This window comes from Rhodoplanes roseus (genome assembly GCF_003258865.1).
GTDB classification, from domain to species: Bacteria; Pseudomonadota; Alphaproteobacteria; order Rhizobiales; family Xanthobacteraceae; genus Rhodoplanes; species Rhodoplanes roseus.
Window position 1 is genome coordinate 1 of sequence record NZ_NPEX01000043.1, and the last position, 21,255, is coordinate 21,255.

Sequence of the window (21,255 nt, forward strand, 5' to 3'; positions counted from 1 at the left end):
GGGCGCTCCTCACCATGAGGGTCGAGGCAGGTCGACGATCGCGAACGAAAAAAGGCCGCCGGAACCGGCGGCCTTTTTGTTGGTAGACGAGAGGTGTGACGGAGGAGAGCGATCCGGTGAAGACCGAGAAGCAGAAGATGCTGGCCGGCGCGCTGTACCGTCCCGGCGACGCCGAGATCCAGGCCGACCAGGCGGCCAACAAGGCGTGGCTGGCGCGCTACAATGGGATGCTGGATCGTTCCATGGCGGACCGCCACGCGCTGCTGGTCGAGCATTTCGGCGCGGTGGGCGAGAGCGCCGTGATCCGGCCGCCGTTCTTCTGCGACTTCGGCTACAACATCGCGCTCGGCGCCGGCGTCTTTCTCAATTTCAACTGCGTGATCCTGGACGTCGTCGCGGTCACGATCGGCGACGGCACCCAGATCGGGCCGGGCGTGCAGATCTACGCCGCCGATCATCCGCGCGACGGCGAGACCCGGCGCGCCGGCCTGGAGTTCGGACGGCCCGTGAACATTGGAAAAAATGTCTGGATCGGCGGTGCCGCCGTGATCCTGCCCGGCGTCACGGTCGGCGACGACGCCGTGATCGGCGCGGGCAGCATCGTCACCCGCGACGTGCCTGCGGGTGCGACCGTGATGGGCAATCCGGCGCGTGCCTCGAGGTGACGGTCGGATCGCCTTCGACTCTCCCCTCATGGTGAGGAGCGGCCGAAGGCCGCGTCTCGAACCATGGGGCCACCCGACGCCGGGGCCGCCCTCGTCCTTCGAGACGCCCGCTTCGCGGGCTCCTCAGGGTGAGGGCGGAAGAAGCTCAGAAGGGTGCGGGCGGAACAGGCTTCGCGGGCCCAGCCGGCCTCAGTCGATCTTCAGCCCGATGCGGTTGACGACGTCGCCCCACTTGGCGATCTCGGCCTTGACGAAGCGCTCGGCGTCGGCCTGGGAGCCGCCCATCGCCGAAAAGCCGATGCGGGCGAACTGCTCCTTCACGTCCGGATCCTTCAGCACCGTGTTCAGGTCGGTGTTGATCTTGTCGATCACGGCCTGCGGCGTCTTGGCCGGGACGAACAGCGCCACCCAGGTGGCGTCGTCGACCTCCTCGAGGCCGGCCTCCCCGACGGTCGGCACGTCGGGCAGCGCCTCGACCCGTTTCGGGCTGGTCACCGCGAGCGGCACCACCTTGCCGGCTTTCACCAGCTCGGTCGCGGCCGGCATCGCCACGCTGGCGATCGGCACGTGGCCGCCCATCACGGCGTTGAGGGCCGGGCCGGCCCCCGTGAACGGAGCGTGCGGAATATCGACCTTGGCGAGGAAGCGGAACACCCGCTCGGCCGAGAGATGCGGGGTCGTGCCGGTGCCGGCCGAGCCGAAGGTGAGGCTCTTGGTCTTCGACAGCGCGATCACGTCCTTCAGCGTCTTGGGGCCGAGGTCGGGCGCCGCGACGATCAGGTTCGGCGTTGTGGCGGCGAGGCCCGCGACCTTGAAGTCGGTCTCGCCCGCATAGCCGGGATTCTTGTAGAGGCTCGGATTGACCGCGAAGGCGCTGGTCGAGACCAGCACGTTGTAGCCGTCCGGCTGGCCGCGCGCGACCTGCACGGCCGCGATGTTGCCGCCGGCGCCGCCGCGGTTCTCGATCACGACCGACTGGTTCCAGAGCTGCTGCAGCTTGAGCCCGACGATGCGGCCGATGATGTCGGCCGGGCCGGCCGGCGCGAAGGCGACCAGGAAGCGAACCGGCTGCGTCGGATAGGCCTGGGTCTGCGCGTTCGCGCCGGCCGTCAGGGCGAGAACGGTCGCGACCGTCGCGGCGGCGGTCGCCAGCGGGCGCATCGGATTGAGCATGTCGTCTCCTTGTCGTGGGGCGTCGGGGTTCTTGGTCTTGTCGAAGGTGGGGAGGGGCGGCGGATCAGGCGTCCCAGTCGGGTCGGATGGGACCGCCGACGCCGTCGAAGGCGTTCGGCTCGAGCTCGGCGACGAGAAGGCGGGCGGGATCGACGGGACCCGGCATCACGGCGCGCCCCCGCGGAACACGCTTGAAGCCGGCGCGGGTGTAGTAGGGCTCGTCGCCGACCAGGACGACCAGCTTGTGACCGCGGTCCCGGGCCTCGGCGAGCGACCGCTCGATCAGCCGCAGCCCGATGCCGCGGTCACGGAACGGCGGCTCGACGGTCAGCGGTCCGAGCAGCAGCGCCTTGGTGTCGCCGATCCGGATCGCGGTCAGCCGCACCGAGCCGACCAGGAGCGTGCCGATGCGGGCCAGGAAGGAGAGATCGCTGTCGTGCTCGGCTTTTTCGCGGATCCGATAGGCCGTGCGCGCATACCGGCCGGGACCGAAGGTGCGCTCGTGCAGCCGCTCGATCGCGGCGGCGTCGGCGGGCGTTTCCGGCAGGATGGTGAGCGACAGATCCGTCATGGCGCAGTAAACGTGCTCGGAGGATGAGTCCCGAAAGCTCGGGTCGCGACACGTGCCGGGTCGGCGTCGTCGCGAAGGCGAAGAGGTCTCGCGGCCGCCCGTCGAGGGATGCCTGGCGCGGCCGCCGTGCCTAGATAGCAGCGATCGTCCGGTCGGAGAAGCGCATGGGTCTGCTCGTCGAAGGGGTCTGGCACGATCAGTGGTACGACACCGGCGCGACCGGCGGCCGCTTCGTGCGCACCGAATCGCAATTCCGGAACTGGGTCACGCCGGACGGATCGGCGGGGCCGAGCGGCGAGGGCGGCTTCCCGGCGGAGGCGGGGCGATATCATCTCTACGTCTCCCTCGCCTGCCCGTGGGCGCACCGCACCGTGATCATGCGGGCCCTCAAGGATCTTCAGCCCGTCGTCTCGGTGTCGGTCGTGTCGCCCCATATGGGCCGGTACGGGTGGACCTTCGAGACGGCCGAGGGCTCGACCGGCGACGCCGTGAACGGCGCCCGCACCCTGGCCGAGGTCTATGTCGCGGCATCGCCGCGCTACAGCGGCCGCGTCACCGTGCCGGTGCTGTGGGACAAGGCGCGGCGGGCGATCGTCAACAACGAGTCGTCCGACATCCTGCGCATGCTCAATCGCGCCTTCGATGCCTTCACCAGCGCGACGACCGACTACAGCCCCGAGACGCTCCGGGCCTCGATCGACGAGATCAACGCCTTCGTCTACGCCAACATCAACAATGGCGTGTACCGGGCCGGCTTCGCCACCACACAGGCCGCCTACGAGGAAGCGTTCCGGGCGCTGTTCGCGGCGCTCGACGAGATCGAGACGCGGCTGTCGGTGCGGCGCTATCTGGTCGGATCGGCGCTCACCGAGGCGGACTGGCGGCTGTTCACGACGCTGGTCCGGTTCGACGCCGTCTATGTCGGCCACTTCAAGTGCAACCTGCGCCGGATCGCCGACTACCCGAACCTGTCGAACTATCTGCGCGACCTCTACCAAGTTCCCGGCATCGCCGCGACGGTCGATCTCGACCACATCAAGCGGCACTATTACGGCAGTCACCAGACCATCAACCCGACCGGCATCGTCCCGGTCGGCCCGGCGCTCGACTTCTCGGTCCCGCACGATCGTGACCGCTTCGCCGCCGACTGAGGGCAGCCGGCCGCAGCGTCACCAGCGGTCCGTGCCGGGCGCACCTCGAAAGACCTCGGCGATGCGGGCGCGGGTGCCGCGCGTCGTCTCGGCCGGCAGGGCGTCGAGGGCGAAGAAGCCGGTCGCCACGATCTCGTGATTCGGCACCATCGGGGCGGGCTGCTCGAACTCCCGCACGACGAACAGCGCGACGTGATCGCGCCGCGAGACGTGGGCGTTGAGATAGATGCCGTGCAGGGCCGGCGTGCCGGTGAGGTGCAGGTTCCCCTCCTCGCGCAGCTCGCGGCCGAGCGCCTCGTGCATGCTCTCGCCCGGCTCGACGCCGCCGCCCGGCAGGTACCAGCCTGAAACGTAGGAATGCTTGACCAGGAAGACGCGCCCGTCACGGTCGATCACCAGGGCGCGGACGCCGAACGTCAGGCCGCGGCTCAGCCGCCACCAGACATGCATCACGCGACGCAGCCCGCGCTCGCCGACACGGCGCAGGCGCGCCGGCGTGTCGGCCCGGCCGGCCTCGGGCGGGGCCGCCGGCGCATCGGGTCGGGCGTGGTCGGTGTCCGCCATGGAGGTGCTCTTCCGTCGCTGATTCGATCGACGCTACCAACTGTCGGCGACGACGGCTAATCCGCGCGGCCGGCGGGGGTCTGGGGCGCCAATGCGGCGACGATCCTGGCGGCAGCATCGCGGCCGCTGCGTAGCGCGCCATGCGCGGTCGAGAAGTCGGCCACCGAGCACGCCTCGCCAGCGAAGACGATGCGGCTGTCGACCGGCGTCGCCAGCACGGCCCGCGCCTCGGCGCCGCCGACCCGCGCGGCCGAATAGGAACCCAGCGCCCATGGGTCGCGTCCCCAGGCCGTCGCGGCGACGAGATGCACGCGCTTGCGGATCTCGGTGCCGAACGCGGCCGCGAGCTCGTCCCGGGCGAAGGCGAGGAATGCGGCCTCGCCCTCCGTCTCGAGCGCGTGGGCGAGCGGCCCGCCGAAGAAGCCTTCGATCAGCGGCCGCCCGAACGGGCGCAGATGATAGTTCCCGGTGTCACGCCGGTCCGGCGTGCCGACCAGGCGGGTCTCGGGCGGCAGCTCCTCGGGCCGGTCGACGCGCAGGAAGAGCTTGTCGGCGAGGCCGAGCGGCAGGTTTTCGGCCGCGGCGAGAACCTCGGGCAGGTCCGGGCTGATCCGCAGCGCGCCGGCGACCAGGACGGGCGGCGGCACGGTCACGACCGCGGCTCGGGCGGTGAGGCGTCCGCGCGCGGTCTCGACCCGAAGCAGCCTGCCGGAGCGATCGATCGCGTGCACCGGGCAGCGGGTGGCGATGTCGAGTCCGGCGGCCTGGGTTGCGACCAGGGCGCCGTAGCCGGCCGTCACGCGCCAGTTGTCGCCGGTGTCGTGATAGCGGGCGAAGTCATGGACGGAGAGGTCGGCGAGCGCCACGCCGTTGGCCCAGGTGCTGACCGCGTCGATGAGGGGAGACCAGCGGTCGCCGGGCCCCAGAAGGTCGGCGGCGGGGCGGTCCTCGGGAGCCTTCGCGGCCGCCTCGACGCGCTCCCAGAACGCCTCGGCGGCGGCCGCGAAGGCGTCCTGATCGACCGCCGGGAAGGTCGCCGTCACGGCCGGGCGCTGCCACGGGGCGGGGACGCGGTCGAGGGCGAAGCCCCGCGCGGACGCCAGCGCCGCCCATTCGTTCTCGGGCGCCGAATGGAGCCAGCCGCAGCCGAGGTCGAGCGGCAGCCCGTCGATCGTCCGGGTGACGGCGCGACCGCCGGGGCGCTCCCGCGCTTCGAGCACCCGGACTGTGAGGCCGGCCGCCGCGATGTCAGCGGCCGCCGTCAACCCGGCCGCGCCGGCGCCGACCACGATCACGTCGAACTCGGTCATGGCAGCCTTTCGGTCGTTTGCGGCCTCGCTGGGGCGGCGACGCTCCCACGGGGTCGGACAGCACGCGACCGTGTCGCTTCAGCCGATCTGCCGCTCCATGGGGCCGCGTCGTCGCTTTTCGGAGGGCGATCGTTCACGGCAGTAGATCACAACCTCGTGAATCCAATGATCGAAGTGACCGAAAACCTCACGCCAGGGCGACAAAGGCAAGGATTGGATGGGTCTGTGAACACGTTGTTTATCAATCCGGGAAATCAATCACCAATATCAGCGTAGGTTGTCGGTTCTCAGGTATTGATTCGATGCTGATATTGCGGTTGTGTAATCGGTAAACGACTAGAAGCGTTCTCTTTAAGCCTGTATTAGGACAATCGCACAGGTTATAGCAAATAACATGGCGCCAGGAGCGTCAGAGACCGAGAGCTATGAACGACCTAATACTGGATCGGCTAGTTCCTAGTCTTAGTACTAGCCGTTTTGATTGCCCGGACATTTTATCGAACTGTCGCAGATCGGACTCCGTAGCATTCCATCTCCGATCCGACCGTGGAGTGTCGTCGGTCCCGGAGGCGGTATCGAGCCGGAACCTGCCGGCCGATAGAGGGGATTCGCGATGACGGCGTCCGACGCATTATTTCGCGACCTGGCGGTCTATGGAGCCTTGATCGACCGGTTCGGCTTCATCCTGGCCGTCAACGCGCAATGGAAGTCGTTCGTCGATGCCGGCGGGCTGGTCCTGCCGTCCGAGGACCGGTCGCCGGCCAATTACGGGATCGGCGAGAACTATCTGCGCTTCTGCGCCTTCGCGGATCCGCTGTCGCCGCGGCTGATCACCGGCGTGTCCCAGCTCCTGGCCGGGCAGATCGACGTCCTGTCGATCATCTACCACCGGCGTAGCGCCCTGCAGAACACCTCGTTTCTGTTGTTCGGCTTTCCCCACGCGGTCGAGGGAAGTCGCGCCGCGCTCCTGCACGTCGACGTTACGCCGATCTTCTCCGCACTGGCGCAGAACCGGGCCGCCGCGGCCGGTGAAATCGCGACCGTGCTGCCGGATCTCGCGCTCACGGCGGGGACGATCGAGTCCGCGGTCATGTCGGCGATCGCCGGAAGCCACGACCTGGTGCGCCAGCCGCCGCGCATGGCGGGGGGCGACGCCGGCGACGACCGTCAGCCTCCGTTGAGCAAGCGACAGTGGCAGGTGCTCTCGCTGATGACCAACGGAATGACCAATGTGGAGATCGCCCGCCAGCTCGGGCTGTCGCCCAACACGGTCAAGATCCACGTGTCGGGCATCCTGGCACGGCTCGGCCTGCCGTCACGCACCCAGGCGGTGCACTGGGCCTTGACCCAGGGCCGTCCGGAGAAGCTGGTCGCGAGCCCCGACGGCCGCTGATCGCCGTCGCGGCGGCCGCCGCGGGCGGCCGATCGCATCCGGCCGCCGCGTCGTCTTTGCCCCGTCGTCCTTACTGGTCGTCCTCGTCCGGCTTGGTGCCGCCGATCTGCTTGAGCTTGGCGAACACGGCCTCGACGTCGAGCTCCTCGTTCGGCGTCGGCGTCTCCTCGTCGAGATCCTCGGCGCCCGGCCCGGTGGTGACGTCCGCCGGCAGCAAGGTGACGCCCTGGTCGGCCTCGATCGGCTTTTCCTTGGCGGCCCGGCTGACCTCCATGTCGAGGTCGATCTGCGAGCACAGGCCGAGCGTCACCGGATCCAGCGGGGTGAGGCTCGCCGAGTTCCAGTGGGTCCGCTCGCGGATCGCCTTGATGGTCGCCTTGGTGGTGCCGACCAGGCGCATCACCGCGCTGTCCTTCAGCTCGGGGTGGTTGCGCACCAGCCAGAGGATCGCGTTGGGGCGGTCCTGGCGGCGCGACACCGGGGTGTAGCGCGGTCCGCGCTTGCGCTTCGCCTCGGGCACCCGGACCTTGGATTCCGCCAGCCGCAACCGGACGTTGGCATCGTTCTCGGCGCGCCCGATCTCCTCGCGGCTGAGCTGGCCGGTGACGATCGGATCCAGGCCCTTGATGCCCTGGGCCGCGTCGCCGTCGGCGATCGCCTTCACCTCGAGCGGGTGCAGCTTGCAGAAATCGGCGATCTGATCGAACGAGAGGGCCGTATTCTCGACCAACCACACGGCGGTGGCCTTGGGCATGAGCGGCTGGGTGGACATGTCAAAGCTCCTCTGCGCCTCGCCCGCCCTCGGAGGCGAAGCCTTGTCATTTCAGGAAATGACGGAATTCGTCCCCTATATAGTCGAGACGCCAGTGCCGGCGCAACCCGCCCGGGCGCCCTGCTTGACAGGGCCCCGGGGGGAGGCCAAACCGACCCGAGAGGAGACTTCATGACGAGCCAGGGACCCGCCATGCCGCCCGCCCCGGACGCCGCCGGAAAGCCGCCGCTGGAGGTACTTCTGTGCTCTCCGCGCGGATTCTGCGCGGGCGTGGTGCGGGCCGTCGACACGGTCGAGCGGGCGCTCGCGCTGTACGGGCCGCCCGTCTATGTGCGCCACGAGATCGTCCACAACCGCTACGTGGTCGAGAGCCTGAAGCAGAAAGGCGCGATCTTCGTCGAGGAGCTCGACGAGATCCCGGACACCACCGCGCCGGTCGTGTTCTCGGCCCACGGCGTGCCGAAGTCGATCCCGGAGAACGCCGCCAAGCGCAACTTCTTCGCGCTCGATGCGACCTGCCCGCTGGTCTCCAAGGTCCACCGCGAGGCCGAGGTCCACTTCAAGCGGGGCCGCGAGATCATCCTGATCGGCCATGCCGGCCATCCGGAGGTCGAGGGAACCATGGGCCAGCTCCCGCCCGGCGCCATGACGCTGGTCGAGACCGTCGCCGACGTCGAGACGCTGGTGCCGCGCGACCCGTCGAAGCTCGCCTATGTGACCCAGACGACGTTGTCGATCGACGACTGCACCGAGATCATCGCGGCGCTGCAGCGGCGCTTCCCCGAGATCACGGCGCCCCACAAGGAAGACATCTGCTACGCCACCACCAACCGGCAGGAGGCCGTGAAGGCGGTGGCGCCGCGGGTCGATGCCCTGATCGTGGTCGGGTCGCCGAACTCGTCGAACTCCAAGCGCCTGCAGGAGGTGGCCGAGCGCAACGGCTGCCGGCATGCGCAGCTCGTCGACCGCGCCGCCGGGATCGACTGGTCGAAGCTGGACGGCATTCGCACGCTCGGCATCACGGCCGGCGCCTCGGCGCCCGAGGTGGTGGTCGAGGAGATCATCGACGCTTTCGCGGCCCGCTACGCCGTCACGGTGGAGACGGTGTCGGGCGTCACCGAGAGCATGTTCTTCCCGCTGCCGCGGCAGCTTCGGGAACTCGACAAGGCGTCCGAAACGGCCGCCGAGTAGCGGCCGGTCCGGGGACCTTCTGGGGGGTGGATGGCCGTCTACACGGACGTCACGGCCGACGAGTTGCAGGCGTATCTCGGTGACTACGATCTCGGCGATCTGCTGTCCTACAAAGGGATCGCGGAGGGGGTCGAGAACTCGAACTTCCTCCTGCACACGACGCGCGGCCATTTCATCCTCACGCTCTACGAGAAGCGGGTCGCGGCGGGCGACCTGCCGTTCTTCATCGGGCTGATGGAGCATCTCGCCGCGCGTGGGCTGACCTGCCCGCAGCCGGTGAAGACCCGCGCCGGCACGGCGCTCGGCCGGCTCGCCGGCCGCCCGTCGGCGATCGTCACGTTCCTGGACGGCATGTGGGTGCGGCGGCCGACCGTCGCGCATTGCCACGCGCTGGGCGGCGCGCTCGCCGCCATGCATCTGGCCGGTCTCGATTTCAGCATGCAGCGCCGCAATTCGCTCTCGGTCGACGGCTGGCGGCCGCTGTTCGAGACGGCGCGGGCCCGTGCCGACGAGGTGACGCCCGGCCTCGCCGACAGCATCGAGGCGGCGCTGACGACGCTCGAATCCGGCTGGCCGACCGAGCTGCCGCACGGCGTGATTCACGCCGATCTGTTCCCCGACAACGTCTTCTTCCTCGGCGACCGGGTCTCCGGGCTGATCGACTTCTATTTCGCCTGCACCGACACGCTCGCCTACGACGTGGCGATCTGCCTGAACGCATGGTGCTTCGAGGCGGACGGCGCCTACAACGTCACCAAGGGACGGGCGCTGCTCGACGGCTACGAGCGGGTGCGGCCGCTGTCGGCGCCCGAGCGGGCGGCCCTGCCGGTGCTGTGCCGTGGCGCCGCGTTGCGCTTCCTGCTCACGCGGCTGGTCGACTGGTTCGCGGTGCCGGCCGGGGCGCTGGTGCGGCGCAAGGACCCGCTGGAATACTATCGCAAGCTCCGCTTCCACCAGACGATCGACGGTGCCCGCGACTACGGCATCGAAGCGGCATGCTGAGCCGCGAGGACCCCACCATCGTGACCGAAGACTCTGGCGCCTCCGCGCAGAAGCGCGTGGTGATCCACACCGACGGGGCCTGCTCCGGCAATCCGGGGCCGGGCGGCTGGGGCGCCATCCTCGAATGGGACGGCCGCCGGCGCGAGCTCAAGGGGGCCGAGCCGCACACCACCAACAACCGCATGGAGCTGATGGCCGCCATCAGCTCGCTGGAGACGCTCAAGCGCGCCTGCGGCGTCGATCTCCACACCGACAGCCAGTACCTGCGCCAGGGCATCACGTCGTGGATCAAGGGCTGGAAGCGCAACGGCTGGAAGACGGCCGACAAGAAGCCGGTGAAGAACGTCGATCTGTGGCAGCGTCTCGATGCCGCGATCCAGAGTCACGACGTGCGCTGGCACTGGGTGAAGGGCCACGCCGGCCACGATCTCAACGAGCGCGCCGACGAGCTCGCCCGCGAGGCGATCGCGGAGCTGCGCGCCGCCGAGCGTGCCGCCCGCGGCTGAACGGCAGCGCCGAGCGCCCGACCGACCATCATCCGACATTCTCCAGCCGCGACTCGGCGCGCCGGTGCCGGCGTGTGACGTCGTGCGGCGGCGCACCTCATACCTTGGTATCTCGGCGCGAAACCCAGGTCGGATGAGGGTCGCTCCGAGTACGATTCCGATTGCAGCGGGAGCCCATCAGGATGGCGGCATGCCGATCGGATCGATCGGTCGCCGATCCAAGCCAGATGCAGGTGACCCCATGCTGCTCGATGTCCGGACCACGACGCCGCCCCCCTGTGTGCTCGGCGACGATGTCGAACGTCTCGCCCGCGCGCGCCTCTCGACACTCCTGACCGAAGTTCGGGCCGTCGTCAGCCAGGATCCCGGCCGCGCCATCGACGCTCTCGACCGCGTGGCGGCGCTGCTCGACAGCGACGACACCGTGATGTCCTCGCCGGAGCGCGCCGCCGAGGCGGCGCCGCGCGGCGGACTGGCGCCGTGGCAGGCCCGCAAGGTGCGGCGGTACATGGAGGCCAATCTCGCCTCGCCGGTCACGCTGCAGGTGCTCGCGACGGTCGGCCGGCTCAGCACCAGCCATTTCGCCCGCGCCTTCCGGGCGAGCTTCGGCGAGCCTCCGCACGCCTATCTGATGCGGCTGCGGGTCGAGCGCGCCTGTGTCCTGATGGTGTCGACCGACGAGCCGCTGGCCCGCATCGCGCTCGACTGCGGCCTCGCCGATCAGTCGCATCTCACCCGGCTGTTCCGTCGCTTCGTCGGCACCAGCCCGAGTACCTGGCGCCGCGCCCGGATGGCCCGGCCGATGCCCCGCAGGGGCGGGACGCAGGCCGCGGTGGCGGCATGAGCGGCGGCGTTGGTTTCCGAGGCGGCCCCGCGGCGGTGTAATCGAGCCACCAGGCCGTCGGGGATGGTCTGCTGACCGGAACACCGCCCGTGCGGCAGGGCGATACCGGAGGATGCGATCACGATCGCATGATCTCGAAGCGTGTTGCGGCAGATCAACGGATAGATCGCCAATTCTGGTGTCCCTGCAGCAAATTGGCGAAGATCCGGCCGCGCTGAACCGGCGGTTCGATTTACGACAATTAACTCGCCCCCGAGCCGCATCCCGCGGCACCTTTCGGCCGCTGCGAAGGCGCGGCGATCGGACGTGGCGGGACCCGAATGACCTCGATTCAGGACAGCAGTTTGCGGCGGCCCCTCGGCTGGCCCGTTTCGACACGCACCGAGGAGGTGAACCTCCGCCGCATCGCCTTCGCCGGGCTGGCCACCGCGGCCGCGGTGGCGATCTTCCTGGTCGATGCCTTCAGCCCGCTGGGACTCGCGGTGGCGGTGCTGTACGGCATCGTCGTCCTGATGTCGGTTTCGTTCTGCGATCAGCGCGGCGTCGTCCTGGTCGCGCTCGGCTGCGGGCTGCTCACCCTGGCCGGCTATCTGATCGGGCACGGCGCCGACGAGCCGGGGGCGCCGCTGCTGCGGGCGCTCGTGAGCCTCGCTGCCCTCGCGGTCACGACCGCGCTGGTGACGAAGAACCAGGGCGCCGCCGACCGGCTGGTCGACAGCGAGCGGCGCTACCGCTCGATCTTCGAATCGACCGCCGTCGCGATCTGGGAAGACGACTTTACAGGTCCGGCTGCGATTCTCGCGCGCCTGCGCCGCAATGGCGTCGACAATCTCGATGCGCATCTGGCGGCCCGGCCCGATTTGGTGCGGCAGTGCATGTCCGCGGTCCGCGGCATCGACGCGAACCCGGCGGCCATGAAGCTGGTCGGCGCCGCCGACAAGGCCGAGCTGAAGACCTCGCTGCCGAACATCCTGCTTCCGGAGAGCGAGGCCATGTTCCGCAGTCTGCTCGTCGCGCTGGCCGGCCGGGCCGACACCTTCGCGAGCGAGACGCAAATCCAGACGCTGCACGGTGAGCGGCGCTCCGTGCTGGTTCGCGCCACGTTCGCACCGCCGCCGCAGCGGCACCAAAGGGTGCTCGTCGGGGTCGTCGATCTCACCGAGCGGACGCGCTTCGAGCGCGCGCTCGAGGAGGCGCGTCTCGAGCTCGCCCATGCCTCCCGGGTGATGACCTTGGGTGAGCTCGCGGCGTCGATCGCCCACGAGGTGAACCAGCCGCTCGCCGCGGTCGTGACCAACGGAGAGGCCGGCCTGCGCTGGCTCGATCGTCCGGTGCCGGACATCGCCGAGGTGCGGGCCTGCGTCGAGGAGATCGTCACCCAGGGCCGGCGCGCCGCCGAGGTCATCCAGAGCCTGCGCGCGATGTCGCGCAAGGGTGAGCAGCAGCGCGCGCCGGTGAGCATCAACGGCGTCGTCACCGAGGCGCTGGCGCTCGTCGCGCGCGAGCTCGACGGCCGTGGCGTGTCGGTTCTGCTGGATCTCGAGCCCGGCCTGCCGGACGTGATGGTCGATCGGATCCAGCTTCAGCAGGTCGTGGTCAACCTGCTGGTGAACGCCGCGCATGCGATGGAGCTGGTGGAGTCCCGCGAGCTGAGGGTCGAGTCGCGGCTCGACCCCGCCGGACAGGTCCACGTCGCCGTCAGCGACTGCGGCATCGGGCTCTCCGACCAGGTGATGTCGCGCCTGTTCACGGCCTTCCACACCACCAAGCCGCAGGGCATGGGAATAGGCTTGTCGATCTGCCGCTCCATCATGGACGCGCATGGCGGTCGCATCTGGGCGGAGTGCAACCAGGGCCCCGGAGCGACGTTCCGGCTGGAGCTGCCCGTGGCCGGCTCCGCCGTTCCATGAGTGGGCGTGCGGGCGCAGCGCCCGACCGGGACGGCGAGGCGCCCCTCGTCTTCGTCGTCGACGACGACGTCGCGGTGCGTGGCGCGGTGTCGAGCCTGCTGCGCTCCGTCGGCTTGCGGGTCGAGGTCTTCTCGTCGCCGCAGGAGCTGCTCGACGGCGGCACGGCCGAGCGCGCCAACTGTCTGGTCCTCGATATCAGGATGCCGATGGTGAGCGGGCTGGACTTCCAGGCTCAGCTCGAGCGCGCCGGACTTCACGTGCCGATCGTCTTCCTGACCGGCCATGGCGACATTCCGATGAGCGTGCAGGCCATGAAGGCCGGCGCCGTGGATTTCCTCGCCAAGCCGTTCCGCGACCAGGATCTGCTCGATGCGGTCGCGGCGGCGGCCGATCGCGATCGCAGGCGCCGGCTCGACGACGAGGCCACGCGTGGCCAGCGGGATCGGTGGAATTCGCTCAGCGAGCGTGAGCGCGAGGTGATGGTGCTCGCGACGGCCGGCCTGATGAACAAGCAGATCGCATTCGAGCTCGGGATCAGCGAGATCACGGTAAAGATCCACCGTGGTCGGGTGATGCGCAAGATGGCGGCGCACTCCTTCGCACATCTGGTCCGAATGGCGGACAGTCTTGGTGTGCGACGCGACGAACCTCCAGGCTTTTCAGCGAAGTAAACCTCCGTATGATTATGTCGGAGCGCGATCACGGGCATGGTCGCCGGCATGCGTGACGGCCGCTGCGGCGGCCTCGCGATCCTCCGGCGGGACGCCCGATGTCCGAGATGAAACTCGTTGCGATCATCGACGACGACGCGTCCGTCCGCCGCGCCACCAGCAGCCTCGTGCGATCGTTCGGATTTTCCGCCGTCACCTTCGAGAGCGCCGAGGCGTTTCTCGGCTCGCCCCAGCGCGCCGACGTCTCCTGCGTGGTCTGCGACGTTCACATGCCCGGAATGAGCGGCGTCGATCTTCTGGACGAGATGGCGCTGGAGGGTCGTAACACGCCGATGATCTTCATCACGGCCTATACGGAGGAGCGGGTGCGCCGCCGCGCGGGCCCGAGCGCCTGCATCCTGCACAAGCCGTTCGAGGCCGTGGATCTCGCGGCCTCACTCGACGACGCCGTCCGCCCGCACGGCTGAGCCGCTCAGGCGGGCGGCGTGAGGACGCTTCGGGCGGCGACCAGGTCGGCGGTCGCGTGGCCCTCCCGGAACCGGGCCAGCACGGACGCCAGCGCGGCGAGCTCCTCGCCGCCGCCGTCCCGATCGCGCCCGAGGCGCGCCAGGCTGGTCGCCGTGCGCAGCTCCCAGGCGATCGCGTTCTGCGCCTGCGCCATCGAGAGCGAGCGCCGGAACCAGGTCTCGGCCTCTGCCGGACCGGCGTCGGGGTCGAGGCGCGCGATCTCGCCCCTGATGCGCAGCAGCTCGGCGACGCACCACTTCTCGTCGGAGGCGTCGCACCGTGCCAGCGCCTCGTCGATGAGGGCGCGTGCTTCGCCGAGGCGGCCGGCCCGCCCGCATCCGTCGGCGAGCTGCCCGAGAAAGCTCGTCAGGTACTGCACGAAGGTCGCGCTGCGCAGCGTGTCGACGCCGGTCTGCAATAGATCCGTGCCGCCCGCGAGATCGCCGGACCGGAGCAGGATGTCGCCTTCGAAGCAGGTGGCGTAGGCGCGCCAGACATGCAGGGCGTCGCGCGTCGTGAGGTCGGCGAGCAGCGCCGTGTAGCGTCGGGCCGTCTGCAGGTCGCCGACGATCAGCACGATCGGGCAGGCCGACTGGGCGAGGGCATTGCAGAGCGACAGCGTGTGGCCGAGACGGACCGCCCGGTCGACGTTCTCGGTGGCCATGCGCATCGCCTGGTCCGGCAGACCCCGGAGCCACAGCACGCGGCTGAGCGTCATCCTGGCCGTGATCTCCTGGTCGAACTGGAAGCGCACCAGGTTGGAGCGGTGCGGCGGCGCGTGATAGCGGGCCAGCATGGTCTCGATGTGCCGGCGTGCGGCCGCCTGCTCGCCGAGGAAATGCAGCGAATCGCCGATCATCCGCTCGCCGACCAGCATGTCGGCAGTCTGACCGCCGGCCGCCGCGAGCTTGCTGAACCGCTCCGCGGTGACGACGGCGTCCTGGAACCGGCCCTTGTTCTTCGCGTCGGCCCACAGGCCCCACAGGGCGCGGAGCCGATAATCGGAGTCCTGGAACCTGTCGGCGAGCGCGAGCGCTCGCGCCCACATCGCGCTGGTCTGCCGCGTGCCCGTGGCCGTGTACATCTGCGACCAGGCGATCGCGGCGCTGAGCTGCATGGCCTCGCGGCTGTCCGGATCGCTCTGGTCGAGGGCCGTGAGGCCGCGATCGGCGCGGACGCGGCACTCCTCCATCAGTGACAGCTCGAGCCACAGCGGCACGGCCGCCACCGTCAGCTCCACGCCGATGCCGACGTCGCCGGCCGGCGTGAACGCCCAGTCGAGCGCGGCCCGCAGGTCGTCGATCAACGGCCTGTAGGTGGTGCGCCATTCGTCGGTCGGACGCGAGTTCCAGTCGCGCTCGGCGGCGGTGAAGACGTCGCGGCAATAGCAGGCGTGCGCACGCGCGGTCTCGTCGGTCTCGCCCATGTCGGCGAGCTTCTCGAGCGCGTAGGCGCGCGCCGTGTCGAACAGCCGGTAGCGGGTCGCGCGGTCGCCGATGTCGACGCCGAGAAGCGACTTGCTCGCGAGATTGGCGATGGCGTCGGAAATGCCGGCCGCGCCGATGCCGTCGCGCGGCAGCACCTCGGCGGCGGCCGCCGCCGTGAACCAGCCGGCGAAGATGCCGAGCCGGCGCAGGATCACGCGCTCGGTGTCGGACAGGAGCCCGTAGCTCCAGTCGAGCGTCGCCTTGAGAGTCTGATGGCGTGGCAGAGCGGTGCGCCGGCCCCGGGTGAGCAGATGGAAGCGGTCGTCGAGCAGGCGCGCGATGTCGGCGACGCTGAACGAATCGACGCATCCGGCCGCCATCTCGATCGCCAGCGCGATCCCGTCCAGACGCCGGCAGATCGCCGCGACGATCGGGGCGTCGTGGTCGGTCAGCTCGAACGTGTCGAGGCAGGCGATCGCGCGATCGACGAACAGCTGGACGGCGGAATAGCCGAGGGCCTCGGCCACGCTCAGGTCGTCGATGGTCTCCGGCACGGCAAGGGACGGCAGTCGCAGGACATGCTCGCCTTCGGTCCGCAGCGGCTCGCGGCTGGTCGCCAGGACGGAGACGCAGGTGCTGCGAACCAGCTCCTCCGCGAGCGAGGCTGCGGCGTCGACCAGATGCTCGCAGCTGTCGAGGACGATCAGCATGGCCTTGTCGCGCAGCGACGCGACGAGCTGCGGGGTCGGCGATTCGGAGCGGATCGGCAGCCCGAGCACCTCGGCGAGCGCCGTGGGAACGAGATGCGGGCTGGAGATGGGGGCGAGATCGACGAACCAGATGCCGTCCGGGTAGCGCGACAGGAGCCGGCCGGCGGCCGCCACCGCCACGGTCGTCTTGCCGATTCCGCCGGCGCCCGCGATCGTCACCGAGCGCTCGACCGCCAGCAGGTCGACGATCGCCGCGACGGTCTCGCTGCGCCCGACCACATGCGCGAGCTGCACCGGCAGATTGTTGGGCGTGGTCGCGGTCCGGCGCGGCTCCTCCGGCTCGTGCGAGATCGAGACGGGCGCGACGAACTTGTAGCCGCGCCCCGGAATGTTGACGATGTAGCGGGTGCCGCCCTGGCCGTCGCGCAGCGCCTTGCGGAGGGCTGCGACGTGCACCTTCAGGTTGCCCTCGTCGACGAAGGTCTGTGGCCAGACCCGGCTCATCAGCTGCTGCTTGGTGACGAGGTCGCCGGCGTGCTCGACGAGCAGCCGCAGGATGTCGAGAGCCCGGTGGCCGAGACGGACGGGTGCGCCGTTCTCGAGAAGCACGTGCTCCGCCGGGATCAATCGGAACGAACCGAACGTCACCGTCGGCCCGCTTCCGGCGGGAACCGCTTGATCCACCTCTTTACCTCGATTTACTTCGCTTAACCGGAAGGTCGCATCTTAGTCGACGGACCCGGAAGGTCCAGACGTCGGCCCGGTCCCGTGGTTTTGGCTGGCCGCCGTGGCCCGCTCAGGCGCCGGCTTCGACGAGGAACCGCTCGACCATCGAGCGGTAGCCTGCGCCGAACAGCCGCACATGCACGAGCGCCGGCCACAGGCTGTAGATCGCCCGCCGCTCCTCGTGCCCGGGATCGAGAGGGCCGTAGGCGTCGAAGAAGGCGGCGCTCGGCTGGCCGAACAGGCTCAGCATCGCGAGATCGACCTCGCCGTGACCGTGATAGCAGGCCGGGTCGATCAGCCCGGTGACGCGATCGCCGTCGGCGAGCACATTGCCGGCCCAGAGGTCGCCGTGCAGCAGCGCCGGCCTTGGCCGGGCCGGCAGTCGGTTCGGAAGATCCGCCGCCAGCGCCTCGATTCGCCGCCCCAGCGCGCCCGAAATGTGCGGGACGTGCACGCGCAGGCGCTGCTCGCCCCAGAAGACCGGCCAGTCGTCGCTCGGCGTGTTGGGGATCGCGACCGGCCCGAACGCGTAATCGACCGGCCAGCCGTAGCGCTCGCCTTCGGTCGCATGCAGGCGCGCGAGCGTCCGGCCCAGATCCGCCCATGCGGCGGCGAGGCTTCCGCTCGCCGGCAGCGCCTCGATCACCAGGGCCGTGTCGCTCGCCGCGAGCACGGCCGAGGCCGGGGCGCCGGCCAGCGCCATGGCGCGCAGCATCGCGGCTTCGGTCTGCGGGGCGGGACCGCCTTTCACGACCGCGGCGCGGCCGTCGGCCAGCACGATGTGGAGGATCTCGGAGAGGTCGCCGCCGCCGAGCGGCGTGGCGTTCCGGAGCGTGCCGCCGAGCAGCGCAGCGCCGGCCTCGGCGAGTCGGCTCATGCGCCGGCGATCCGGCGCGCCAGGGCGGCAGCGCCGCTGCTCACGTCGGCCCAGGTGATCTCGAAACCGTCCTCGCCGCCGTAATAGGGATCCGCGACACCTTCGCCGGCGCGCCCGTCGACATAGTCGAGCAGCAGCTTCACCTCGGCCGGCGCCCCGGCCGGGCGCAGCCGCAGCAGGCTCGCCAGCACGGCGCCGTCGAGCGCCACCACGTGGCTGAACCGCGAGAAGTCCTCCCGGGTGACCTGGCGGGCGCGGCAGTGGCCGATGTCGATGCCGTAGCGCCCGGCGACGGCCTGGGCCCGGCGGTCGGGCGGCTCGCCGACATGCCAGTCGCCGGTGCCGGCCGAGTCGATCGCGACGTCCAGCCCGATCCGCTCCGCCGCCGCCCGAAATGCGGCCTCGGCCAGTGGCGAGCGACAGATGTTGCCGAGGCAGACGAACAGGACAGCGGGCTGTTGCGACACGAAGCGGCCTTCGATCCGGGCGGGAGTCGGCGCCACTATGCCGCGGTGTGGCGCGGAGGCAAGCCGTCCGTCCTCGTCCGACCGGGGGCATCGGCGCGCGCCGGAGCCCGGTCATGGATCACGCCACGAGCGGGGGCGTGGCCGCTTCGCGCCTCCGCTCAGCTTCGCGCAGCGCGCTTCTTGTCGTCGGCGTCGAGCACGACCTCGGTCGCGACCTCGTCGATGCTGAAGCAGCGGAAGCAGTCGTACATGATGCGGGTGCCGAGGTCGCGGGTGTAGCCCTGACCGATCTTCTTTCCGCACACGCTGCAGTCGAGCTCGCTCCGCGGCTCTCGGTCGTTCACGATGATGGCCGTCAACATCAGGGGGTGCTCCAGTTCGTCTTTTCCGGATTCCATGCAAGTTCCGCGCAACGGCGGAGCCGGCGGGTCTCCGACCTTTGGACAAGCCTATCGGCAAGAACCCCCGGCACGGCCGCAGCAGGAGACCGTCCTGCACGGGTTGCCAGACACCATGCGCCCGGAATGTTGTAGAACAGTTGCACCACGCCGGGATCGCGCGTGAGGGCCGGAACCCGGCCCTGGTTTTCAACGGTTTGACTAACGTTCGGTTCGCCGAGAAGACGCCGGTCTTACCGCCGGCAGGCGAGCGGCGCTCCGCCCGGGCGCATGCCCAGCGCCGCCGCCAGCGCGCTCAATCTCCGTGCAACGACGCTCGCCCGGGCGGTGTTAAAACACAGATTCCGCAAGAGAAAATGCCGTTCACGCGCGGTGTTCGCCATGACCGATATTTTTGCATGCAAAAACGTCAGCTTTCCATACACTGCCGCCAACACGCTGAATTTCTGTCCCTTAGACCCAGCGGAGGTGCCCGTGAAGCCGTCGATGTCCCGCCGTAGCGTCCTGCGTGCCCTCGGAGGCGCCGGCCTCGCGGCCGGTGTGCTGCCGCTCGCCACCCCGGCGATTTCACAGGGCCTCACGAAGGTGTCGTTCACCACCTCCTGGATCCCGGAGGGGCCGAACCTGTTCGCCTATGTGGCGCGCGACCGCGGCTTCTGGAAAAAGCTCGGGCTCGACGTCAGCGTCGCCCGCGGTTCGGGCTCGGGCGCGGCCGCCCAGGCGGTGGGGGCCGGCACGTTCGACTTCGGCATGGCCGCGACCCCGACCGTGATCGTGCAGGCGGCCAAGAAGCTGCCGATCACCTGCATCGGCCAGATCAATTACGACGCCCTGATGGGGATCGGCGTGCTGGCCGGCTCACCGATCAAGGCGCCGAAGGATCTGGAGGGCAAGAAGCTCGGCGCCAGCGTGTCGTCGGGCGAGTACCCGTTCCTGCCGCTCTACGCCGAGAAGGCCGGCTTCGACCTGTCGAAGGTTCAGGTCGTGCAGGTGGACGGTAAGGTGCGCGAGCGCTCGCTGGTCGAGAAGCAGGTCGACGCCGTCTCGGCCTTCGCCACCTCGACGGTGCCGTCGCTGGTCTCGATCGGCACCGACGTGCGCTTCCTGCTGTTCTCGGCGGTCGGCATCCAGTTCTACGGCCAGTCGCTGATCACCCAGCCCAAGCGCGTCGCCGACGACCCGGCCCTCTGTGCCGCCGTCGTCGAGGGCGCCATGGAGGCGATCAAGTTCGTGATGACGAACTTCGACGAGGCGGTCGACATCTTCCTGAAGGCCAACAGCGAGGTGGCGATCTCGTCCTCCGGCAAGGCCTATACCCAGATCGGCCTCGGCCTCACCAACATCACCAATCTGGTGCCCGAGGTGAAGCAGCAGGGCTTCGGCTTCGCCGATCCGGCCAAGGTCAAGACCATGGCGGATCTGGTGGTGAAGTACGCGGCCGGCGACAACGCCACCAACCCCGATCTCGATGCGCTGTTCACCAATCGCTTCGTCGGCAAGCTGAAGCTGTCCGCCGAAGAGCTCGCGGCGGCCGAGAAGAGCGCGCAGCCCTACCGGCGCTATCTTGTCTAGGACGGCCGCCGTGCTCGCCTCGCCGACGGTCGCCCCGGCCGAGCCGCCTCTGGTCTCGGTCGACGCCGTGCAAAAGACCTATCCGGGGCGCAGCGGCGGGATCCAGGCGGTCGCCTCGGCGTCGCTGACGGTCCGCAAGGGCGAGTTCGTCTCCCTGCTCGGCCCGAGCGGCTGCGGCAAGAGCACGCTCCTGATGATGGTGGCGGGCCTCGAGCCCGTCACGGCCGGGTCGATCGCGCTCAACGGCACGGCCGTGACCGGCCCGCGCAAGGACATCGGCATCATCTTCCAGGACGCGACCCTGCTGCCCTGGAAGACCGCGCTGGAGAACGTGTTGTTCCCGGTGCGGATCCTGAAGCTCCCGGTCGAACAATATCGCGATCGGGCACACGAGCTCCTGCGCATGGTCGGCCTCGCCGGCTTCGAGACCAAGAAGCCGTCCGAGCTCTCGGGCGGCATGCGCCAGCGCGTCGCGATCTGCCGGGCGCTCGTCCACGATCCCGACATCCTGCTGATGGACGAGCCGTTCAGCGCGCTCGACGCGATCACGCGCGACCAGATGAACGTTGCCCTGTCGGAGATCCTCGAGACCTACCACAAGACCGTGATCTTCGTGACCCACTCGATCCGCGAGGCGGCCTATCTGTCCGACCGCGTGCTGGTGATGGGCGGCCGGCCATCGACCATCATCCTCGACATGCCGATGCCGTTCCCGCGCCCGCGAAAATTCGACATCGAGGAGACGGCGGAGTTCACCCAGATCTGCCGGAAACTGCGCCTGAGCATCGAGGAGGCGCATGCCGACACGTCTGCGCCGGTGCGGCCCGCCGGGTCGGAGGTGGAGTGAG

21 protein-coding genes are annotated in these 21,255 nt (G+C 69.6%); 12 read left to right on the plus strand and 9 right to left on the minus strand.

Annotated elements, in window-relative coordinates; genetic code table 11:
- The first annotated feature begins 137 nt into the window (after nucleotides 1–137).
- Complete coding sequence (locus CH341_RS08835) at nucleotides 138–665, plus strand: sugar O-acetyltransferase (RefSeq protein WP_111418703.1); 528 nt, start codon at nucleotides 138–140, stop codon at nucleotides 663–665.
- Nucleotides 666–854: 189 nt separating this feature from the next.
- Here CH341_RS08835 and CH341_RS08840 read toward each other — a convergent pair whose 3' ends face one another.
- Nucleotides 855–1,838, minus strand: a complete 984-nt coding sequence (locus tag CH341_RS08840) for a Bug family tripartite tricarboxylate transporter substrate binding protein (RefSeq protein WP_111418673.1) — start codon at nucleotides 1,836–1,838, stop codon at nucleotides 855–857.
- A gap of 64 nt (nucleotides 1,839–1,902) precedes the next feature.
- A complete protein-coding gene (locus CH341_RS08845; protein ID WP_111418674.1) occupies nucleotides 1,903–2,409 on the minus strand; it encodes a GNAT family N-acetyltransferase in 507 nt (168 codons plus the stop codon).
- A gap of 164 nt (nucleotides 2,410–2,573) precedes the next feature.
- Here CH341_RS08845 and CH341_RS08850 point away from each other — a divergent pair, with 164 nt between their 5' ends.
- A complete protein-coding gene (locus tag CH341_RS08850; RefSeq protein ID WP_111418675.1) occupies nucleotides 2,574–3,560 on the plus strand; it encodes a glutathione S-transferase family protein in 987 nt (328 codons plus the stop codon).
- 18 nt (nucleotides 3,561–3,578) lie between these two features.
- Here the strand turns inward: CH341_RS08850 and CH341_RS08855 are convergent, their stop codons facing one another.
- Together CH341_RS08855 and CH341_RS08860 are read right to left on the minus strand one after the other, a co-directional pair.
- The gene (locus CH341_RS08855; RefSeq protein ID WP_245430958.1) at nucleotides 3,579–4,010 is read right to left on the minus strand and encodes an NUDIX domain-containing protein; all 432 of its coding nucleotides are present in this window, start codon (nucleotides 4,008–4,010) and stop codon (nucleotides 3,579–3,581) included.
- Between the two features lie 170 nt (nucleotides 4,011–4,180).
- Complete coding sequence (locus CH341_RS08860; protein WP_111418677.1) at nucleotides 4,181–5,434, minus strand: flavin monoamine oxidase family protein; 1,254 nt, start codon at nucleotides 5,432–5,434, stop codon at nucleotides 4,181–4,183.
- Nucleotides 5,435–6,047: 613 nt separating this feature from the next.
- Here CH341_RS08860 and CH341_RS35770 point away from each other — a divergent pair.
- On the plus strand, nucleotides 6,048–6,827 hold the full coding sequence (locus tag CH341_RS35770; protein WP_245430955.1) for a response regulator transcription factor: 780 nt from the start codon (nucleotides 6,048–6,050) through the stop codon (nucleotides 6,825–6,827).
- Between the two features lie 70 nt (nucleotides 6,828–6,897).
- Here the strand turns inward: CH341_RS35770 and CH341_RS08870 are convergent, their stop codons facing one another.
- Nucleotides 6,898–7,599 (minus strand): DUF1013 domain-containing protein, encoded by a 702-nt coding sequence (locus CH341_RS08870; protein ID WP_111418678.1) that lies wholly within the window; start codon nucleotides 7,597–7,599, stop codon nucleotides 6,898–6,900.
- A 171-nt stretch (nucleotides 7,600–7,770) separates the two neighbouring features.
- On the opposite strand from CH341_RS08870, the gene ispH reads away from it, so the two are divergent.
- From ispH to CH341_RS08905, 7 genes are all read left to right on the plus strand, one after another.
- A complete protein-coding gene (gene ispH, locus CH341_RS08875) occupies nucleotides 7,771–8,790 on the plus strand; it encodes a 4-hydroxy-3-methylbut-2-enyl diphosphate reductase (protein ID WP_425376160.1) in 1,020 nt (339 codons plus the stop codon).
- A 30-nt stretch (nucleotides 8,791–8,820) separates the two neighbouring features.
- Nucleotides 8,821–9,792 (plus strand): homoserine kinase, encoded by a 972-nt coding sequence (locus CH341_RS08880; RefSeq protein WP_111418680.1) that lies wholly within the window; start codon nucleotides 8,821–8,823, stop codon nucleotides 9,790–9,792.
- A gap of 20 nt (nucleotides 9,793–9,812) precedes the next feature.
- The gene (rnhA, locus tag CH341_RS08885) at nucleotides 9,813–10,298 is read left to right on the plus strand and encodes a ribonuclease HI (RefSeq protein ID WP_245430956.1); all 486 of its coding nucleotides are present in this window, start codon (nucleotides 9,813–9,815) and stop codon (nucleotides 10,296–10,298) included.
- Nucleotides 10,299–10,539: 241 nt separating this feature from the next.
- The gene (locus CH341_RS08890) at nucleotides 10,540–11,142 is read left to right on the plus strand and encodes a helix-turn-helix domain-containing protein (protein ID WP_170149543.1); all 603 of its coding nucleotides are present in this window, start codon (nucleotides 10,540–10,542) and stop codon (nucleotides 11,140–11,142) included.
- 344 nt (nucleotides 11,143–11,486) lie between these two features.
- Entirely contained in the window at nucleotides 11,487–13,052 is a 1,566-nt protein-coding gene (locus CH341_RS08895; RefSeq protein ID WP_170149544.1) for a sensor histidine kinase, read from the plus strand.
- The gene (locus tag CH341_RS08900; protein WP_111418684.1) at nucleotides 13,049–13,723 is read left to right on the plus strand and encodes a response regulator transcription factor; all 675 of its coding nucleotides are present in this window, start codon (nucleotides 13,049–13,051) and stop codon (nucleotides 13,721–13,723) included. The genes CH341_RS08895 and CH341_RS08900 overlap by 4 nt, the downstream gene beginning before the upstream one ends.
- Before the next feature lie 107 nt (nucleotides 13,724–13,830).
- Nucleotides 13,831–14,190, plus strand: a complete 360-nt coding sequence (locus CH341_RS08905; RefSeq protein ID WP_245430957.1) for a response regulator transcription factor — start codon at nucleotides 13,831–13,833, stop codon at nucleotides 14,188–14,190.
- A 5-nt stretch (nucleotides 14,191–14,195) separates the two neighbouring features.
- Here CH341_RS08905 and CH341_RS08910 read toward each other — a convergent pair whose 3' ends face one another.
- The 4 genes from CH341_RS08910 to CH341_RS08925 form a co-directional block, all read right to left on the minus strand.
- The gene (locus CH341_RS08910) at nucleotides 14,196–16,976 is read right to left on the minus strand and encodes an ATP-binding protein (protein WP_170149545.1); all 2,781 of its coding nucleotides are present in this window, start codon (nucleotides 16,974–16,976) and stop codon (nucleotides 14,196–14,198) included.
- Nucleotides 16,977–17,163: 187 nt separating this feature from the next.
- Nucleotides 17,164–17,970, minus strand: coding sequence for a fructosamine kinase family protein (locus CH341_RS08915; RefSeq protein ID WP_111418687.1), 807 nt, complete (start codon nucleotides 17,968–17,970; stop codon nucleotides 17,164–17,166).
- Nucleotides 17,967–18,437 (minus strand): low molecular weight protein-tyrosine-phosphatase, encoded by a 471-nt coding sequence (locus CH341_RS08920; RefSeq protein WP_111418705.1) that lies wholly within the window; start codon nucleotides 18,435–18,437, stop codon nucleotides 17,967–17,969. Before CH341_RS08920 ends, CH341_RS08915 begins: the two co-directional genes overlap by 4 nt.
- A 158-nt stretch (nucleotides 18,438–18,595) precedes the next feature.
- Nucleotides 18,596–18,799 carry an LIM domain-containing protein gene (locus CH341_RS08925; RefSeq protein ID WP_111418688.1) on the minus strand — a complete coding sequence of 68 codons (204 nt, stop codon included), beginning with the start codon at nucleotides 18,797–18,799 and terminating at the stop codon, nucleotides 18,596–18,598.
- 522 nt (nucleotides 18,800–19,321) lie between these two features.
- Here CH341_RS08925 and CH341_RS08930 point away from each other — a divergent pair.
- Together CH341_RS08930 and CH341_RS08935 are read left to right on the plus strand one after the other, a co-directional pair.
- Nucleotides 19,322–20,407, plus strand: coding sequence for an ABC transporter substrate-binding protein (locus tag CH341_RS08930; RefSeq protein ID WP_170149546.1), 1,086 nt, complete (start codon nucleotides 19,322–19,324; stop codon nucleotides 20,405–20,407).
- Nucleotides 20,408–20,417: 10 nt separating this feature from the next.
- Complete coding sequence (locus tag CH341_RS08935) at nucleotides 20,418–21,254, plus strand: ABC transporter ATP-binding protein (protein WP_111418690.1); 837 nt, start codon at nucleotides 20,418–20,420, stop codon at nucleotides 21,252–21,254.
- Nucleotide 21,255 lies beyond the last annotated feature (1 nt).

Coding starts and splice junctions, on each gene's coding strand:
- CH341_RS08855 (WP_245430958.1), bottom strand. CDS start 4,010: ATGCATGTCTGGTGGCGGCTGAGCCGCGGCCTGACGTTCGGCGTCCGC.
- CH341_RS08880 (WP_111418680.1), top strand. CDS start 8,821: ATGGCCGTCTACACGGACGTCACGGCCGACGAGTTGCAGGCGTATCTC.
- ispH (WP_425376160.1), top strand. CDS start 7,771: ATGACGAGCCAGGGACCCGCCATGCCGCCCGCCCCGGACGCCGCCGGA.
- CH341_RS08845 (WP_111418674.1), bottom strand. CDS start 2,409: ATGACGGATCTGTCGCTCACCATCCTGCCGGAAACGCCCGCCGACGCC.
- CH341_RS08915 (WP_111418687.1), bottom strand. CDS start 17,970: ATGAGCCGACTCGCCGAGGCCGGCGCTGCGCTGCTCGGCGGCACGCTC.
- CH341_RS08930 (WP_170149546.1), top strand. CDS start 19,322: ATGTCCCGCCGTAGCGTCCTGCGTGCCCTCGGAGGCGCCGGCCTCGCG.
- CH341_RS35770 (WP_245430955.1), top strand. CDS start 6,048: ATGACGGCGTCCGACGCATTATTTCGCGACCTGGCGGTCTATGGAGCC.
- CH341_RS08840 (WP_111418673.1), bottom strand. CDS start 1,838: ATGCTCAATCCGATGCGCCCGCTGGCGACCGCCGCCGCGACGGTCGCG.
- CH341_RS08925 (WP_111418688.1), bottom strand. CDS start 18,799: ATGTTGACGGCCATCATCGTGAACGACCGAGAGCCGCGGAGCGAGCTC.
- CH341_RS08850 (WP_111418675.1), top strand. CDS start 2,574: ATGGGTCTGCTCGTCGAAGGGGTCTGGCACGATCAGTGGTACGACACC.
- CH341_RS08870 (WP_111418678.1), bottom strand. CDS start 7,599: ATGTCCACCCAGCCGCTCATGCCCAAGGCCACCGCCGTGTGGTTGGTC.
- CH341_RS08890 (WP_170149543.1), top strand. CDS start 10,540: ATGCTGCTCGATGTCCGGACCACGACGCCGCCCCCCTGTGTGCTCGGC.
- CH341_RS08905 (WP_245430957.1), top strand. CDS start 13,831: ATGAAACTCGTTGCGATCATCGACGACGACGCGTCCGTCCGCCGCGCC.
- CH341_RS08900 (WP_111418684.1), top strand. CDS start 13,049: ATGAGTGGGCGTGCGGGCGCAGCGCCCGACCGGGACGGCGAGGCGCCC.
- CH341_RS08835 (WP_111418703.1), top strand. CDS start 138: ATGCTGGCCGGCGCGCTGTACCGTCCCGGCGACGCCGAGATCCAGGCC.
- CH341_RS08860 (WP_111418677.1), bottom strand. CDS start 5,434: ATGACCGAGTTCGACGTGATCGTGGTCGGCGCCGGCGCGGCCGGGTTG.